The following is a 14814-nucleotide window of genomic DNA, read 5'->3' as shown; positions in this document are numbered from 1 at the left end:
CCGGAATGAAAGCCCCGGGACCCATCGACTCAAGCCTTGTCCACGCCCTTCTTGATCGCGTCCTTGGCTTTGCCTTTGGCTTGCTGGCCTTCGCCTTTCAGCTCTTGCGCCTTGCCTTCAGCCCGCAGTTTGGTGTTGTCGGTAGCCTTGCCAACAGCCTGCTTGACGTTACCAACGGCTTCGTTGGCCATACCTTTGGCTTTATCGCTGGTGCTGCTCATCGTGAATCTCCTGGGTCTGAAGACCGCGCTGGAATCGGATGTCGTACTCGACAAAATGGTTGACCTGCGGCTGTCGCGAAGAGTTTCAACTATTTTCTGGCCGGCTGATGCCACTCGTCTGCCATTTGCAATGGCGCGTTTTTAGCGCCGCCGACGGCGAGTTTGCATCGAAGTTTGTGCGAGAATGCGCGCCACTGTTGTCCGGCAGGGCCGACACGCTGAACAAACCGATGCACAGGAACGTTATGAAACTCGATAAAAAGCTGGCCATTGCACGCAGAAACCAGGACTTGGGCGGCGCGGTGCTCGGCGTCAATAACACGCACTTCGCCGTGCTGGACCCAAAAAGAAACATCTGGTGGTTCGACCTGCCTGTGCCTCGCCTGCAAGTGGGTCAGTACGAATGGCTGCACTTGCTGCTGCACACACCTGAAACCGACCAGTTGCTGCACCTGAAAGTGACTACGGTGTTCATGCGCGATCACATGGAAGGCCTTGAAGTGCGCAATGCGGACAAACGCAAGCCGACCGTCAGCCTGGAGCTGAGCGCCGACAAGGATTCATTCCTCAAGGACATGCGCCCCAAGGGCAGCAACCTGGGTTTTGCCGCCTTCTTGCAAAAATAGCTCCACCAGCAGTCGTCACGTTCCCGCACGGCTCGGGATGAAAGTTGCCAATCGGCAGCCTCATCCCGGCCTGCCGCTTCACGTAAACCGACGCACCGCCAGATACCCCGCCGTCCCGGCCAATGCCGACACCACCGTGCCCCACGCAAGGTCTATCAGCGCCAGTTGCGCAGGCCAGCCCTGCAAGGTGGCCCAGTTGGTCAGGTCATAAGTACCGTAGGCAACCAGCCCCAGCAGCCCGCTGAACAAGGTCGCACGGCTCAGTCGCTGCTCTCTGACCGCGGGCATTACGCCGAAAACCACGACGCCTGCCCCGTAGAGCAGATAGAACACTATTGCAGGCCCAGCCACGGGCGTGGCAAGCATCAGCGGTCCGAGCCATTCACGGTAGGTCGGCCCCATGAGGACGCCCAGCCACAACCCGTCGAGGATCAGAAACGCCAGTAACGTGCCGAGGTAAGCCGTGAGTATTCTTTTCATGGGACGTCCTTGATGAAATTCCGGGCCCGGGCGATATATCAGACCAGGTCGATACGGTCAGCGTGAATCACGATCTGCCCCTGTTTGTACAACGCACCGATAGCTTTCTTGAAGTTACCTTTGCTGACCCCGAACAGGCCGCTGATGACCTGCGGATCGCTTTTGTCGCTGACTGGCAATGTACCGTTGTTCTCACGCAGCTTTGAGAGAATTTTCGAATTCAGGCTGCTCGCTGCTTCTGCGCCCACCGGCTGCAGGCTCAGGCTGATATTGCCGTCGGCACGGATTTCCTTGATGTAGCCCTTTTCCTGCTTGCCGGCGCGCATGAACTTGAACACTTCGTTCTTGTGAATCAAGCCCCAATGCTTGTTGTTGATAATCGCCTTGAAACCCATATCGGTCGCTTCGGCGACCAGCAGGTCAACCTCCTGGCCGACGCTGTAACTGGCCGGGGTTTTGTCCAGATAGCGATCCAGTCGCGCGGTGGCGGTGATGCGCCGCGTGTGCTTATCGAGGTAAACATGAACCACGCAGTATTCACCGGCCTGCAAGGTACGCTTCTCTTCGGAGTACGGCAGCAACAGGTCCTTGGGCAGGCCCCAGTCGAGGAACACGCCGATGCTGTTGACTTCAACCACCTTGAGGCTGGCAAACTCACTGACCTGCACTTTGGGTTTTTCAGTGGTGGCGATCAGCTTGTCTTCGCTGTCCAGATAGATAAACACATTGAGCCAGTCTTCATCTTCAGTAGGAATATCCTTGGGGATGTACCGATTGGGCAGAAGGATTTCACCATCCTGCGCACCGTCCAGATACAGACCGAAGTTCGTGTGCTTGACGATTTGCAAGCTGTTGTAGCGCCCGATTAAAGCCATTTCCAGATACCCTCATTGCGTGGGCGGCATTCTACCCGACTTTACCGCCGGGTTCGCGCCGCGTGGCAGAAGGTGCCGACATAGCCTCCACTCGTCAGTTTCCCCGATCGAAACGGCTTGACGCGCTCGGGCAGCACAAAGGCTACCAGTCATAAACTTGTCTTTTAAAACAGAGTGTTAGATTTAAATCGCGCAGAGCCCAGGCAGCTCCGCCAAAGGGCCGACCTCGGGCGAATGCCATATTTGCCAAGCAATAATCAAGCGTTTCCTGTACTCTGGCTGGCCGTATTACGTTTATGAAGGTAAATGGCAGCCATGCGTATCAAAGCATCCCACTCGAAAGCCAAACCCGCCCCAGCCGTTGAAACGAGCGATTCGATCAACGCGCAGATTGCAGCTTTCCTGAAGTCCGGCGGTGAAATCCAGCAAATTGCCAAAGGCGTGAGTGGCCAGACCTTCGCACCTTCCAAGCAGATCAATCTCGGTAAAAAGTAAAACCGCGCCCTGCCTGTCGATCTCTATGCGCCTTGACGCTCAAGGCGCTAGATTGACGATCCTTCGCTGGATATTCTTCCGGTCACGCTGCTACTCTCTCCTCTGATATCACTATGACCACGAGCTGGATCACGCTCTGGACGTTATCTCCTTTGTGGAATGCTCGAATGAAGAACTGGATGCTTTTCGGCGCACTTGTCTACCTTGGCGGCTGCGCATCGCACCACTGCGAAAACGGTCCCAATGACAGTCAGCTCACCGACAGCCCATGCCGGGCGGGGCATCTGCTTTATCAGAACGACATGCTCCAGGCCAAGTTGCTGATCAGCGAAGACGACCGCGAAAACTACGAGCTGGCCGAAGCCATGCTGCGCCGTGCCGCACTCGACGACGCATCGGGCGAAGCCGAGTTCTACCAGGCCGTACTGTTGATCCGCCAGCAGGCCGATCAAAAACAGATTATCGAACTGCTGCAGACTGCGGCAAAGCACAAGCATCCACTGGCCATCGCCCTGCTCTCGCAACAGCTGAGCGTCAGCGACCCGAAGCTTGCTGAACGTTACCAGGCCGAGTACTCCCAACTGGACGTTGCCAAGAGCGGCTACCCGTCATTTCAACAGGCGCTGGTAGTGATTCGCGGCCTGGTCATCCCCTCGGCGCGCACCACTGCGGCTAACTGACACACAACGGATCGACGAACGGTGCGCCCGCGGTCCATTTCAACGGTATCCTTGCGAGGCTCTAGCTCGCGGCTTGTGTCGGCTCCTGAGCCATTTTTGATACGCCATCCCTGACCACACTCCTCGCAGATCAAGGAGTGAGCCATGCTCAGCCATCGCTTACATGTGCTGTCTTTCAGCGCCATGCTTGTCTGTCAGTCCGTCTCTGCCCAGGTTCTGGAGCGGGATTTGGGCGACTTCGACCTGAAACTGGCAACTACGCCCACGCGCAGCATGGCGCAAGGCCTTGTGACGCCCAGCGGCGGCTCGGGCTCTTTTCATGGCGGACTGGACCTGACCCACGAGAGCGGCTTCTACTTCGGCCAATGGGCACCGAACATGGGTTTTGCTTCCGATTCAGGGATGGAACTTGACTCCTATATGGGCTTCAAGAAACCCTTCGATAATACCTTGGGCTATGAACTGGGGATGATTCGTTACAGCTACCCCGATACCAGCCAGATCGACAGTCACGAGTTCTACGCCGGACTGCGCATGCGAAACAGCCGCATCGGCGCAGCATTCAGTAACGATGTTGGCACACGCGACAGCACGGTATTTGTCGACCTGGGGGCTATCGAGCAACTGGGTGTGGGCGTGCGCATGCAATACGCCAATCATCAGTTTGATACCCCGCAGTCTTCCGCCGACGGCGGGTTGATCAACGGTTTCAACGACTGGTCGCTTAACCTGTCACGCCCCTGGCTGGGCATTGACATGAACCTCATCTACAGCGGCTCAAGCCTGAGCGGCGGCGATTGCAGTGTCTACAGCGGCCACAACGCGCGCTGTGAAGGGACGTTTACGCTCAAAGCGGTGCGCTCGTTCTTTTAAAGGCTCAAACCGGTTGAACTGCCAGACGCTACACTCCTCTACTGCACGTCAGTACGCCAAGGAGTTGTCATGCAGTCTTTATTCAAAGCCCTCATCACCCTGTTGATGACCACTGCGCTGCTTGCAGGATGCAATCAGGTTGGACTGGCGTATCGCAATCTCGACGTCATCATCCCGTGGACGCTCAGCGACTACCTGGACATGAATTCGGAACAGAAAAGCTGGCTGGATGTGCGCCTCAAGCAACACTTGAGCTGGCATTGCAGTACCCAGTTGCCGGAGTATCTGACCTGGCTGGACAAGCTTGAGGATATGGTCAAAACCGACCAGGTGACGTACGAGGGGCTGGAGGCCCGCACTCGCGAAGCCAAAGAGGCGATAGCGAAAATATCGAAGGAAATTACCCCGTCTGCTGTGGAATTGCTCTCGCGCTTTGACGACAAGCAAGTGCAGGAGATGCAGGAGTCGTTCGCCAAGGACCAGCGCAAGCGCGAAAACAAGTACCTCGACCAGCCACTGGAGCGCCAGATTGCAGAGCGTGCCGACCGGATGGAGAAACGCGTGACACCGTGGGTCGGCAAGCTTAATCAGGCGCAGAAGGATCGCATTCAGGTATGGTCTGCATCACTGGGCGAGCAGAACAAGGCGTGGATTGAAAACCGTACGCGCTGGCAGAACCTGTTCCTGGCCACGGTCCAGCAGCGTCAGGCCAGTGACTTCCCGCAACGCATCGCCGCGCTGCTGCAGGACCGCGAGACGTTCTGGACCCCTGAATACCGCAAGGCCTACGACCAGACCGAGAAGGCCGCGATATCGCTGATCGTCGACATCACCGCCCTGAGCACCCCGGAACAGCGCGCCAAACTGCTGAGCCGCATCGCCGACATGCGCAAGGACTTCACCGACCTGGATTGCCTGAAGTCGCAGAAGTAGTCCGCTAGCCCTATCACCATGACTATCGTGCCCATGCTCTGAAGTGGGCATGCCGTTCCGGACGCTCTGCGTTCTGCCTTGAGTGCGCGGCGCAGGATCGTGACGCAGAGCGTCACCCAATGCATTCCCACGCTGGAGCGTGAGGAACGATGGTCATTTCAGCACAACTATGACTATCGTACCCATGCTCCGCGTGGGTATGCCGTTCTGGACGCTCTGCGTCCTCAGAATCGGCATGTGCAGTGTCAGCGGTTTCAGGCGATCTGCGGCTTTTTAGCGATGGTGTCGAAGAGCGCGGGATCAAGCGGGTCGCCTGCCTGCTCATTCAGTACCTGCCGTGGGTGATCATTTCCCGGAATGCTGCTGTCGATCAAAGAAAGCAGGCTTGCGCCGCGCTTTGTCAGCATGTAGTTCGAGCCATCACCGCCCTCCTCGCCAGGACGAGGTTCGATGTAACCGCGATTAAGCAGTGTCTCAAATTCAGTGGCTGTCGATTTGGCACCGTCGTTCTGCACTTCGTGCAACAAACGCTCGATAAGGTCCCAGTTGTAAGTCATTTTTCTAAACCTCCGTCCAGCATGGATTGATCGCCCATGACATCCAGCCACAGGCATACGACTCAGAAAATGTGACCTGCGGGGTTTGTCGCGGTTCAGAGAAGCTGCTGGAAGGTATAACGGGGGGTTGTTCTGCACAGGTGGCAGACAGAGGAGAAGCTGACCGCTCCCGCCTGCGCGGGAGCGATCATGGCAATCACTCGGCAGCCGGGGCCGGGGTGCTGCGTTTTTTCAGCGGCGCCATGCCGTCCTGGCTGACCAGATCGGACTTGGGACGGTTGACCGTCTTGCGCTTGGTCGGCCCCTTGGCCGCTGTCTTTTTCTTGTCGCCCTTGGCGTCAGTCTTTTTCTTCTTCACGCCTACAGCCTTGCCCGATGCCTTGACCTTCTTCGGCCCGCCGTAGGTGCCTTTGACTTCCTTGATGACACGACGCTCAAAGCTCTGCTTGAGGTAGCGCTCGACGCTCGACATCAGGTTCCAGTCGCCATGACAGATCAGCGAGATCGCCAGACCGTCGCTACCCGCACGGCCGGTACGACCGACGCGGTGGACGTAATCGTCACCGCTGCGCGGCATGTCGAAGTTGATCACCATGTCCAGACCTTCAACATCAAGACCGCGAGCCGCCACATCGGTCGCGACCATGATCTTGGCACCGCCCTGCTTAAGACGGTCGATGGCCGCCTTACGGTCCTTCTGGTCCTTGTCGCCGTGCAGCACGAACGCCTTGTATTCCAGCGCCACCAGACGGCCGTACAACCGATCGGCCATAGCCTTGGTATTGGTGAAGATAATGGCTTTCTGGTAAGTCTCGTTGGCCAGCAGCCAGTTCAGCACCTGCTCTTTGTGCACATTGTGGTCGGCGGTGATGATCTGGTGGCGTGTGCCGGAAGCCAGCTCGCTGACGCTGTTCACTTGCAGATGCTGTGGATCCTTGAGCACCTTGCCGATCATTTCACGCAGGCCGGCACCACCGGTGGTTGCGGAGAACAGCATGGTCTGCTCGCGACCGGCACATTCGCCTGCCAGACGCTCGACGTCTTCAGAGAAGCCCATGTCCAGCATGCGGTCGGCTTCGTCCAGCACCAGCACTTCAACGTGCTTGAGGTCCAGGTTGCCAGCGTTCAACTGCTCCAGCAGACGCCCCGGCGTGCCGATCAGAATGTCCGGCACCTTGCGCAGCATCGCGGCCTGAACCTTGAAGTCCTCACCACCAGTGATCAAACCGGCCTTGACGAAAGTGAACTGCGAGAAGCGCTCGACTTCCTTGAGCGTCTGCTGAGCCAGCTCACGGGTCGGCAGCAGGATCACCGCACGGATGTCGACACGAACCTTGGCCGGGCCGATCAGACGGTTGAGGATCGGCAGCACAAATGCCGCGGTCTTGCCGCTACCGGTTTGCGCTGTCACCCGCAGGTCACGCCCTTGAAGTGCGAGCGGAATGGCGGCCGCCTGCACAGGCGTAGGCTCGACAAATTTAAGCTCGGCCACAGCTTTAAGCAGGCGTTCGTGCAGGGCGAATTCGGAAAACACGGGTGCTACCTCGACGAAAAACAAAAATACAGCTGCATAGCGTAACGGTTTCGAGCGCCGGGGCCGAGTTTCTTTACCACCAAAGGTCGATTTTGTTTATGAATTGCCCGGTGAAGCACCGCCGCAAGCAGCACAATCGAACCGCTGAAGGTGATCAACCAGCACGCCTCAGCACACCGGCAGCACAATATCCACCACCAACCCACCGCCCGGTCGATTGCGCGCAGCAATCTGGCCACCGTGCATTTCAACGGCACGCAGCGCGATGGCCAGGCCCAGACCGAAGCCTTGCGCGGTACGCTCAAAGGGCTGAAAAATACGTTGCAGGCAATCGTCATCCACGCCCGGCCCCTGATCAATGACATTGACCGTCAAGCACGGCGGCTGCGCCTGAACATTGGCAACCACCACCACATCAGTGCCCACCGCCGTGTGGCGAACCGCGTTGCGTATCACGTTTTCGAATGCCCGGTAAAGCAATTCGCTGTCGACCTGTGCCACAAAAGGTTCGGGGGCCTGCAGCCTGACCCGACACTGTTTCAGGCCAGCCTCGAACGCGGCATCCTCGACGATGGCGGCCAGCAGGCTGATGACATCGACCGTCTCTCGCTCCAGGCTTTCGGCATCGCTCTGCATGCGCGCCAGGGTCAGCAGCTCCTCGATGAGTGCGTCCATCCGTTCCGACTCGCGCTCGATCCGCTCGAGCATGTCCAGTTGCGTCGGCGCCTGGCGCAACAGGCCAATGGCGGCGCTCATGCGGGTCAGCGGTGAACGCAGCTCATGGGAAATGTCATGCAATAGTTGCTGCTGAGAGTCGGCCATGACTTTGAGCTGATTGGCCATACGGTCGCAGTCCTCGGCCAGATCGACGATTTCATCGCGCCGGCCGCCCATGTCGGGTTTCACCCTGGTGTCGAAACGACCTCTGGCGACCTTGCCCATCGCCTCACGCAACTTAATCAGCGGTGCCACCAGATAGGCGCTGAGGAACCAGCTGAACAGCGCACTCATGAAGGTGCCGGTGATCAGTGGGTTAAGGTGGGAAGGCCGATCTTCGTGGTTGGGCCGTTGGGTGGCCCTGATGTTTACGACTGTGCCTTCCCTTGTGTGCACGGCCATTTCGAAACGCGGATTATCTACCGGCTTGCCCGCCAGCAACCGGCCCTTTTCATCGTACAGCCCGACCCGGTCCTGCCCGTCAGGCTGCCAGGCATCGAGCAACGCCTGCCCTGCGGGAATGCCCGACTGTTGAAGCATGCGCACTTCGTTGTCGAACACGGTGCTGAACGAGGGGTCGCCCGGTCCTGACCGGGACAGCATGAACAAGCCCGCACCGACCATGAAGGTCAGGCTAGTCGCCAGCCAGAACGCCAGAAAAAGCTTCCAGAACAACCGGCTCGGTCTCATGGCGTAATCAACAGGTAGCCCAGATTGCGTACGCTCTGTATCCAGCTCTGGTTATCGTTGCGCGGCCCGAGTTTGTGGCGAATGCTGCTGATGTGCACATCGATGCTGCGGTCATAGCGGGCCAGCGGCCGCCCCAGTGCGTTCATTGACAGGTTCTGCTTACTGACCAGTTGCCCGGCATGACGCGCCAGCTCCTCCAGCAGGCAGAACTCGTTGCCGGTCAGTTCAAGCGTCACGCCCTGCCAGCGTGCTTCACGTTTGCCCGGCCAGAGCGTCAGGTCACCGGCCTGAATCACCTCCCTGACCGTCTCGACCACCGGCACCGCCCTCACCCTGCGCATGATCGCCCGCAGGCGCGCCACCAGTTCGCCCGGTGAACTGGGCTTGGGCACGTAATCGTCAGCGCCCAGTTCCAGCCCGGAAATACGGTCGATATTGTCGCCGCGTGCGGTCAGCAGAATCACCGGCACCTGGCTTTGCGCACGGGTCCGCCGCAGCACCTCAATGCCAGAGATGCGCGGCATCATGATGTCCAGCACGACGATGTCGTGACGCCCGGACAAGGCTTCAACCTCGCCCTCTTCAGCGCTGTTGGTGCAGGTCACGTCGAAGCTTTCACGGGTCAGGTACTGACTGAGCATTTCCGTCAGTTCCCGATCATCGTCGACAAGCAATACGGAAGTCATGGCAGGCCCTTGATTGGTGGTTGCCGATTATCCCGGCACCGCTGCAGCGTGTCAGCCAGGCCTGATGATCTTTACCTAACCTTACACCGCGTTAACCGTCCCCAACATGCCCTCCCCCTATGCTGCGCAGCCAACAGCGCCTGCCGGACCGGCCCTTTCTGGCGTGTCATCGGCAGCGCTCAAATGCCTTTGTCGCCGCTTTCTGGAAAGGGTTTGATGATTTCTTCGCGTCTGCTTCTATCGCTCTGCCTGTTATTCAGCGTCCCGCTGGTACACGCCGACACTTTTTCCATCTCGGACATCCGCGTCAACGGCCTGCAACGGGTGTCTGCCGGCAGCGTATTCGCTGCGCTGCCGCTCAATGTCGGCGATCAGGCCGATGAACAGCGTCTGGCCGACGCGTCGCGCTCACTGTTCAAGACCGGTTTCTTTCAAGACATCAACGTTGCCCGCGACGGCAACGTGCTGGTGATCAATGTCGTCGAACGCCCGTCCATCGCCAGCATCGAGATTATCGGCAACAAGGCAATCAGCACCGACGACCTGATGAAAGGGCTCAAGCAGTCGGGGCTCAGTGAAGGTGAAATCTTCCAGCGCGCTACCCTGGAAGGCGTGCGCAATGAACTGCAACGTCAATACGTCTCTCAAGGCCGCTATAGTGCCTCAGTCGATACCGAAGCGTTACCTGCGCCGCGCAATCGCATCGCGCTGAAAATAACCATTGATGAAGGCACCGTGGCGTCCATCCAGCACATCAATGTGGTCGGCAATACGGTGTTTTCAGATGAGGAGCTGGCCGACCAGTTTCAGCTCAAGACCAATAACTGGCTGTCGTTTTTCAAGAACGATGACAAGTACGCCCGCGAAAAACTCTCCGGTGACCTGGAACGCTTGCGTTCGTGGTATCTGGACCGCGGCTACATCAACATGGATATCAACTCGACGCAGGTATCGCTGACACCTGACAAGAAAGGCGTGTTCATTACCGTCAATATCACCGAAGGCGAACGGTACACCGTGGGCAGCGTCAAGCTGGGCGGTGACCTGAAAGTGCCGCAGGATCAGCTTGAACAACTGATTCTGGTCAAACCGGGCCAGGTGTTTTCACGCAAGGTGATGACCGATACCACCAACCTGATCACCCGCCGCCTGGGCAACGATGGCTATACCTTCGCCAACGTCAACGGTGTGCCGAAAGCCAACGATGCCGACCATACCGTAGACATCAGCTTTATGGTCGACCCCGGTAAGCGGGCCTACGCAAACCGCATCAACTTTCGCGGCAACACCAAGACCGCCGATGAGGTGCTGCGTCGTGAAATGCGTCAGATGGAAGGCGGCTGGGCCTCGACCTACCTGATCGACCAGTCGAAGGTGCGTCTGGAGCGTCTGGGTTTCTTCAAGGAAGTAAACGTCGAAACGCCTGCTGTGCCGGGAACCGACGACCAGGTGGACATCAACTACGCCGTCGAAGAACAGGCCTCGGGCAACATCACCGCCAGCGTAGGCTTTGCCCAAAGCGCCGGGCTGATACTCGGGGGCTCGATCTCGCAGAACAACATCCTCGGCACCGGTAACTTCGCCAGCCTCGGCATGACGCGCTCCGAGTACCAGACCAAGTACAACTTTGCATTCACCAACCCATACTTCACGCCTGACGGTGTGAGCCTGGGCTACAACGTTTTCTATAACGCCACTGATTACAGCAAGTATTACGACGATGACGACGAGGTGTCCTACTACTCGCTCAACAGCGTCGGTGCGGGGGTCAACCTCGGCTACCCGATCAGCGAAACCTCGCGCCTGACCTACGGTTTGTCGATCCAGCACGACACCCTCGACCCCGGCAGCTACAGCGCCGACGAGATCTATGACTTCATCGAGCGTGAGGGCTCGTCATTCACCAACCTCAAGGCCAGTGTCGGCTGGTCGGAATCGACCCTCAACAAAGGCGTGCTGGCCACTCGCGGTCATTCACAAAGCCTGACCCTGACCAGCACCGTGCCGGGCAGTGACCTGCAGTTCTACAAACTCGACTACAACGGCCAGACCTTTCTGCCGCTCAGCGACGCCACATCGCTGCGTCTGCACACCAAACTGGGCTACGGCAACGGTTACGGCGAAACCGACGGCCTGCCGTTCTACGAAAACTATACGGCGGGCGGCCAAGCCACCGTGCGCGGCTTCAAGGACGGCACGCTGGGACCACGCAATACCCCGTCGACCGGCACCTACGCCAGTCAAGGGCAGATCTACTACTCGGACCGCGACACAGAAGCGCTGGGCGGCAACATCCTGATCACCGGTGGCATGGAATACCTGTTCCCGATGCCTTTCGTCAAAGACCAGAAATCCCTGCGCACCTCGCTGTTCTGGGACTTCGGCACGGTCTACGCCGACAAGTGCTACCTGAGCACCACGCAGAACTGCGGCAACATCAATATCGACCAGATGGCCAGTTCGGTCGGCGTCGGCGTGACCTGGTACTCGCCGCTCGGCCCGTTGAGCTTCGACCTCGCCGTACCGATCAAAAAGCCCGAAGACGCCGAGACCCAAGTGTTCCAGTTCTCGCTGGGCCAGACCTTCTGAAACACTGACCTTTTAAGCATGAATCAGGCGGTCTTTACCCAGCATTACCTGGCCCGGACCGCACTTAACATCCAGCCGTTGAATACTGCCTGGCACCACGAATCAGTTCAGGAGCTTCTACATGAGCCGCGAAGTCAGGCAGATCACCCCCGATGTGCAGGAAATCATCCAGCACGCCCTGCGCACCCTGCTGGGCAAAGGCTTCGTCATCGCGCTGTTCGGCAGCGAGGATGCAACCGGGGCCATGCACTACCACCTGCGTATCGACCACGACGCCACGGGGCTTGGCATCGAGCATCACGACCACGTCGAAGACGGTTTCATCGACGACATCTTCCTACTGGCCACGCGCATGAAGGCCATGCTCAAACAACGTGAAACCCTGAATCGCATGCAGGGCGGCAGCCAGGCTACGGGGCAGATCCGGCTGCTGACCTGGATCACCGAGGACAACAGCCAGACAGTCATGCAAACCGCCGAGGACGCCGGGCGTGAATGTTTGAGCGCGTTGCGGGGGCGGCGCATAGCGAGTTGATACGGGCTGCCCTGGCTAATCATGGTGACAAAAACTGTCCCTGTCGCTGTGTACTGTCACTTCCACACTCACCGGGGGGAGATGACTGATGCAGCGGATTCGCAGTGCCGCGGATTTCGACCAGGCCGGGTATTTCTGACCTGAATCCTGGCCCCGGCAAGTTCATACGCGCCCTCTTCGATCGCAGGCTCAAGCCAATCATAGGTTCGCCACGCGTCGAGATTCTGGATAAGCTGGCCGAAGCCGCCAACAGGGGCACCTTCAAGATCCCAGTGGGTGAAGTGGTTACCTTGAGCAGCGCAATCACACTGATCAACGAACTTGAGAAAGGTCGCAAGCTCGGTGGCAAAGGTGTTATCGCGATGGAGTAGGCATGGCCAGAAGTCATCGTTTGTTTGAATTGATGCAAGCGCTTCGTCGGCATCGCAGAACGGTATCAGGCGCGTCTCTTGCGCAGGAACTGGGCGTTTCACTGCGTACCATCCGCCGCGATGTTGCGACCCTGCAAGGCATGGGTGCTGATATCGACGGCGAGCCGGGCCTGGGGTACATCCTCAAGCCCGGTTTTCTATTGCCTCCATTGTCGTTCACGGAAGAAGAAGTGCAGGCGCTGATGATCGGTGCGCAATGGGTCAGTCGCCAGACGGACGACAAGTTCGCCTTCGCCGTAAAAAATGCCCTGGCCAAAATCAGCGCCGTTTTGCCTGTAGAGATGCGCCCGACACTGGAAGACGAAACGTTCTACATCAGCAAACCGCTCAGCGTCGCAACGACCATCGACCTGAGTGAGATCCGTCGTGCGCTGCGCGACCAGTGCAAGCTGAGCATCACACTTTCGATAGAGCACGCGCCCAAGGACCCGCAGGTCATCTGGCCGATCATGCTCGGCTTCATCGAGTCCAGGCGTCATTTGGCGGCCTGGTGTGAGGGCGACAGCCGATACCGGGTGATCGACATGGATGACATCGCGCAGGCGCAAGTGCTGACTGAACGCTACACGCGCAACCGCCGCCAACTTATCAAGGAGTGGCGAGCACTGGAGGTTCTGCCTTGCAACGTCCGGGGCGAGACCTGCTGATACACCCGCTGCACTCGCAACACTCTGCCCTGCCCCGCATGAGCAGAAACAGCGGCACTGTTTCATCGGTCAGCTTTTCGATCTGCCCGGATCCGCGCGCTCAGTATCCCGCTGCCTTGGCCAATTGCCGCAACCCGAACTCCGGCGCGATGCGACTCAGCAAATAAAGCATCTGGCTCAAGCCTGGGCGAATCTCGGTCTTACCTGCTGCGATACCTGCCATTGCCTGATCTGCCAGCTTGGCGAGGGGCATCGGTGGCGGGCCTTTGGCAGCGTGCTCATTTGTCAGGTTATTGAATAGCGCTGTGTCGGTACTCGGCGGAGCAATTTCGATCACTTTGAGCGAGGTGTTTTTTAATTGCACGCGCAATACGCGAGTGTAGGCATGTAACCCGGCTTTCGCGGCGCTGTAGACCGGAGACGCAGGAAAGGGAACGAACGCTAACCCTGAACTGATGTTGACGATCATTGCCTGGGGCCGGCTGAGAAGGTGCGGGAGAAACTGCTGCACCATTTTGATTGGGCCATTCAGGTCAACGTCGACTTCAAGCGCTACATCATCCAGCGAGCGGGGTTCGGAAAGTTCGATGTTGCGCATGATGCCCGCATTGTTCACCAGAATATCCAGCGTCGGAAATTCCTGCATCAGTTGCTCATGTAACCTCACGATGTCCTCTGGTCGACCGACGTCGCTGCGTATTGCCTTTACATCCGGCAACTCGCGCTGGGCTGCCTGTAATCCTGCCTCGTCACGCCCTGTAACGATGACCACATTTACCATGGCCAGAAAGCGGCGGGCGAGTTCAAGGCCTATACCGCGGGTACCGCCGGTGATCAGTACAGTCTTTGCGCTCACGTTCATTACTGCAACTCCCCTACTGGCTTGCTCTCATAAAAAAGATCAGGACTATTTTGAATACTGCGACTGTGAGCAACGCAGCCTGGAGCGCACGTTTGAAGCTTCGAACCTGTCACGGCCTGCAGACGCAGGCCGCGACCCGGTGTTTTGATCAAGCCAGCGTAATGACGAGCTTGCCGGTCACGCGCCCGGCGGCGCTGATCGCTTGAGCATTGGCAACTTCCCCGAGCGAAAAGGTTTGCTCGATACGCAGATCAAGCGCTCCCATCTCATACAAGCGCGCCGCTTCTTTAAACGCCCGCTCGGGATGGTCGAGCGACTTCGCGGAGAAAACCACGCCATGCTGCGGGGCCGACACATTAGAAATGGACACGACCAATGAAGGA

16 protein-coding genes and 2 pseudogenes are annotated in these 14814 nt (G+C 58.3%); 9 read left to right on the top strand and 9 right to left on the bottom strand.

The features are described 5' to 3' along the window. Nucleotides 1-29: 29 nt before the first annotated feature. Nucleotides 30-221: a CsbD family protein gene (locus FFH21_RS07725; RefSeq protein ID WP_002554399.1), complete on the bottom strand. Its 192-nt coding sequence runs from the start codon at nt 219-221 to the stop codon at nt 30-32. A 245-nt stretch (nt 222-466) separates the two neighbouring features. On the opposite strand from FFH21_RS07725, the gene FFH21_RS07720 reads away from it, so the two are divergent. Beyond that, entirely contained in the window at nt 467-847 is a 381-nt protein-coding gene (locus FFH21_RS07720) for a hypothetical protein (protein ID WP_002554400.1), read from the top strand. Between the two features lie 78 nt (nt 848-925). Here FFH21_RS07720 and FFH21_RS07715 read toward each other — a convergent pair whose 3' ends face one another. Next, on the bottom strand, nt 926-1327 hold the full coding sequence (locus FFH21_RS07715; protein WP_004664200.1) for a DUF2177 family protein: 402 nt from the start codon (nt 1325-1327) through the stop codon (nt 926-928). Nucleotides 1328-1365: 38 nt separating this feature from the next. Next, the gene (locus tag FFH21_RS07710) at nt 1366-2202 is read right to left on the bottom strand and encodes a S1 RNA-binding domain-containing protein (protein ID WP_011168071.1); all 837 of its coding nucleotides are present in this window, start codon (nt 2200-2202) and stop codon (nt 1366-1368) included. A gap of 306 nt (nt 2203-2508) precedes the next feature. On the opposite strand from FFH21_RS07710, the gene FFH21_RS07705 reads away from it, so the two are divergent. The 4 genes from FFH21_RS07705 to FFH21_RS07690 all read left to right on the top strand — a co-directional run bounded on the left by FFH21_RS07705 (nt 2509) and on the right by FFH21_RS07690 (nt 5183). After that, on the top strand, nt 2509-2697 hold the full coding sequence (locus FFH21_RS07705; protein ID WP_002554403.1) for a hypothetical protein: 189 nt from the start codon (nt 2509-2511) through the stop codon (nt 2695-2697). A gap of 167 nt (nt 2698-2864) precedes the next feature. Next, on the top strand, nt 2865-3377 hold the full coding sequence (locus FFH21_RS07700) for a hypothetical protein (RefSeq protein WP_004657591.1): 513 nt from the start codon (nt 2865-2867) through the stop codon (nt 3375-3377). 144 nt (nt 3378-3521) lie between these two features. Continuing rightward, nucleotides 3522-4250: a TorF family putative porin gene (locus FFH21_RS07695; RefSeq protein WP_005734007.1), complete on the top strand. Its 729-nt coding sequence runs from the start codon at nt 3522-3524 to the stop codon at nt 4248-4250. Between the two features lie 69 nt (nt 4251-4319). Further along, nucleotides 4320-5183 (top strand): DUF6279 family lipoprotein, encoded by an 864-nt coding sequence (locus FFH21_RS07690; protein WP_011168069.1) that lies wholly within the window; start codon nt 4320-4322, stop codon nt 5181-5183. A gap of 254 nt (nt 5184-5437) precedes the next feature. Here the strand turns inward: FFH21_RS07690 and FFH21_RS07680 are convergent, their stop codons facing one another. The 4 genes from FFH21_RS07680 to FFH21_RS07660 form a co-directional block, all read right to left on the bottom strand. Further along, the gene (locus FFH21_RS07680; RefSeq protein ID WP_019740409.1) at nt 5438-5740 is read right to left on the bottom strand and encodes a hypothetical protein; all 303 of its coding nucleotides are present in this window, start codon (nt 5738-5740) and stop codon (nt 5438-5440) included. Nucleotides 5741-5936: 196 nt separating this feature from the next. Continuing rightward, the gene (locus FFH21_RS07675) at nt 5937-7274 is read right to left on the bottom strand and encodes a DEAD/DEAH box helicase (RefSeq protein ID WP_002554408.1); all 1338 of its coding nucleotides are present in this window, start codon (nt 7272-7274) and stop codon (nt 5937-5939) included. Nucleotides 7275-7442: 168 nt separating this feature from the next. Beyond that, nucleotides 7443-8666, bottom strand: coding sequence for an ATP-binding protein (locus FFH21_RS07665; protein WP_011168067.1), 1224 nt, complete (start codon nt 8664-8666; stop codon nt 7443-7445). An 11-nt stretch (nt 8667-8677) separates the two neighbouring features. Further along, the gene (locus FFH21_RS07660; protein WP_011168066.1) at nt 8678-9367 is read right to left on the bottom strand and encodes a response regulator transcription factor; all 690 of its coding nucleotides are present in this window, start codon (nt 9365-9367) and stop codon (nt 8678-8680) included. Between the two features lie 216 nt (nt 9368-9583). Between FFH21_RS07660 and bamA the strand changes: the two genes are divergently transcribed. From bamA to FFH21_RS07640, 4 genes and pseudogenes are all read left to right on the top strand, one after another. Beyond that, entirely contained in the window at nt 9584-11956 is a 2373-nt protein-coding gene (gene bamA, locus FFH21_RS07655) for an outer membrane protein assembly factor BamA (protein WP_011168065.1), read from the top strand. A gap of 121 nt (nt 11957-12077) precedes the next feature. Continuing rightward, nucleotides 12078-12491 carry a hypothetical protein gene (locus tag FFH21_RS07650; protein ID WP_041924480.1) on the top strand — a complete coding sequence of 138 codons (414 nt, stop codon included), beginning with the start codon at nt 12078-12080 and terminating at the stop codon, nt 12489-12491. Between the two features lie 137 nt (nt 12492-12628). Continuing rightward, a pseudogene (locus FFH21_RS07645) lies at nt 12629-12862 on the top strand (hypothetical protein); the annotation flags it as partial. A gap of 2 nt (nt 12863-12864) precedes the next feature. Next, nucleotides 12865-13569 (top strand): YafY family protein, encoded by a 705-nt coding sequence (locus FFH21_RS07640; RefSeq protein ID WP_011168062.1) that lies wholly within the window; start codon nt 12865-12867, stop codon nt 13567-13569. 100 nt (nt 13570-13669) lie between these two features. On the opposite strand, the gene FFH21_RS07635 is transcribed toward FFH21_RS07640, so the two are convergent. Together FFH21_RS07635 and FFH21_RS07630 are read right to left on the bottom strand one after the other, a co-directional pair. Next, complete coding sequence (locus FFH21_RS07635) at nt 13670-14431, bottom strand: SDR family oxidoreductase (RefSeq protein ID WP_011168061.1); 762 nt, start codon at nt 14429-14431, stop codon at nt 13670-13672. A 148-nt stretch (nt 14432-14579) separates the two neighbouring features. Next, nucleotides 14580-14810: pseudogene (locus FFH21_RS07630) on the bottom strand (zinc-binding dehydrogenase); the annotation flags it as partial. Between the last annotated feature and the right edge of the window lie 4 nt (nt 14811-14814).

Origin of the sequence: Pseudomonas sp. KBS0707, from assembly GCF_005937945.2 — a bacterium.
Classification (GTDB): Bacteria; Pseudomonadota; Gammaproteobacteria; order Pseudomonadales; family Pseudomonadaceae; genus Aquipseudomonas; species Aquipseudomonas amygdali.
This window is presented reverse-complemented; position numbering and strand designations above follow the sequence as displayed.

What these genes read in the sequence shown, in the direction of transcription:
- FFH21_RS07725 (WP_002554399.1), bottom strand. Translation starts at nt 221, where the DNA reads ATGAGCAGCACCAGCGATAAAGCCAAAGGTATGGCCAACGAAGCCGTT.
- FFH21_RS07720 (WP_002554400.1), top strand. Translation starts at nt 467, where the DNA reads ATGAAACTCGATAAAAAGCTGGCCATTGCACGCAGAAACCAGGACTTG.
- FFH21_RS07715 (WP_004664200.1), bottom strand. Translation starts at nt 1,327, where the DNA reads ATGAAAAGAATACTCACGGCTTACCTCGGCACGTTACTGGCGTTTCTG.
- FFH21_RS07710 (WP_011168071.1), bottom strand. Translation starts at nt 2,202, where the DNA reads ATGGCTTTAATCGGGCGCTACAACAGCTTGCAAATCGTCAAGCACACG.
- FFH21_RS07705 (WP_002554403.1), top strand. Translation starts at nt 2,509, where the DNA reads ATGGCAGCCATGCGTATCAAAGCATCCCACTCGAAAGCCAAACCCGCC.
- FFH21_RS07700 (WP_004657591.1), top strand. Translation starts at nt 2,865, where the DNA reads ATGAAGAACTGGATGCTTTTCGGCGCACTTGTCTACCTTGGCGGCTGC.
- FFH21_RS07695 (WP_005734007.1), top strand. Translation starts at nt 3,522, where the DNA reads ATGCTCAGCCATCGCTTACATGTGCTGTCTTTCAGCGCCATGCTTGTC.
- FFH21_RS07690 (WP_011168069.1), top strand. Translation starts at nt 4,320, where the DNA reads ATGCAGTCTTTATTCAAAGCCCTCATCACCCTGTTGATGACCACTGCG.
- FFH21_RS07680 (WP_019740409.1), bottom strand. Translation starts at nt 5,740, where the DNA reads ATGACTTACAACTGGGACCTTATCGAGCGTTTGTTGCACGAAGTGCAG.
- FFH21_RS07660 (WP_011168066.1), bottom strand. Translation starts at nt 9,367, where the DNA reads ATGACTTCCGTATTGCTTGTCGACGATGATCGGGAACTGACGGAAATG.
- bamA (WP_011168065.1), top strand. Translation starts at nt 9,584, where the DNA reads ATGATTTCTTCGCGTCTGCTTCTATCGCTCTGCCTGTTATTCAGCGTC.
- FFH21_RS07650 (WP_041924480.1), top strand. Translation starts at nt 12,078, where the DNA reads ATGAGCCGCGAAGTCAGGCAGATCACCCCCGATGTGCAGGAAATCATC.
- FFH21_RS07640 (WP_011168062.1), top strand. Translation starts at nt 12,865, where the DNA reads ATGGCCAGAAGTCATCGTTTGTTTGAATTGATGCAAGCGCTTCGTCGG.
- FFH21_RS07635 (WP_011168061.1), bottom strand. Translation starts at nt 14,431, where the DNA reads ATGAACGTGAGCGCAAAGACTGTACTGATCACCGGCGGTACCCGCGGT.